We start from the raw sequence: 760 nt of genomic DNA, 5'->3' as shown, positions 1-760 counted from the left end.
AACGAGATAAGAGAGGGGATGTCCCTCTCTTTTTGTCTTTCAAAGCAATACAACCTTATACTTTTTCACATCCAAAAACTGCAAAAATTCCCTCGCCAGCACTTCAGGCGGATGCGCCTTTCCTTCATCCAGCCGATACAAAAGCAACCCAATAATCATTGCGGATACATAATGGACATAAAGCTTTTTCTCTGCGTGAATATCAGTTTGCTGATGCAGATAAAACGATTCCAGCGCTTTGAACATATCAGGTATCACATGAGGAACACCCCATTCCCGATTGAGAAAATGGACAATGGGCATGTTTGACAAAGCAGAAAGCAGACTGGCGAGCGCCTTCTCCGCTTCCTTTAAGGAAAATTCATTCGGGCTGGAGGCAATCGTCAGGTGATCAATGATCTCCGCACATGATCGCTGTATCATGGTTCGGAGCAATTCCTCCTTATTGGCATAGTGATCATAAAAGGTTGCACGGCGGATATTGCTTTTCCGGGTAATATCCGAAATCGTGATGGCTGCGTAGTCTTTTTTCTCCGCCAGCACGTCCAGAAATGCCTTCTGGAGCGCCTCTCTCGTTCGAACCACACGCCTGTCGATTTGCTTGTTCTTCTCTCGCTCTCCTGGCACAGCTTGTCCAAACAGCCAATAAAATCTCTTTTGAGAAACAAGCTCCCATACCTTTTGGCTGATAGCTTCCGGAGTCGCGGCCGCATCCTCATTCAGCCAATACAGGATAATCGCGTACGTGTACAAGGCCCGG

Annotated in this window: 1 protein-coding gene; it reads right to left on the bottom strand. The window is 47.0% G+C overall.

Features of this window, described 5'->3' with window-relative positions; all coding sequences use genetic code 11:
• Positions 1–39 precede the first annotated feature (39 nt).
• Positions 40–760 (bottom strand): TetR/AcrR family transcriptional regulator (locus ACWHAR_RS26345; protein WP_452088333.1); only part of this gene is annotated, 721 nt, incomplete at its 5' end.

It is taken from the genome of Bacillus sp. LR--39 (assembly GCF_053613335.1).
The sequence above is the reverse complement of the archived record's forward strand: the minus strand, read 5'-3'. Positions and strand labels throughout refer to the sequence as shown.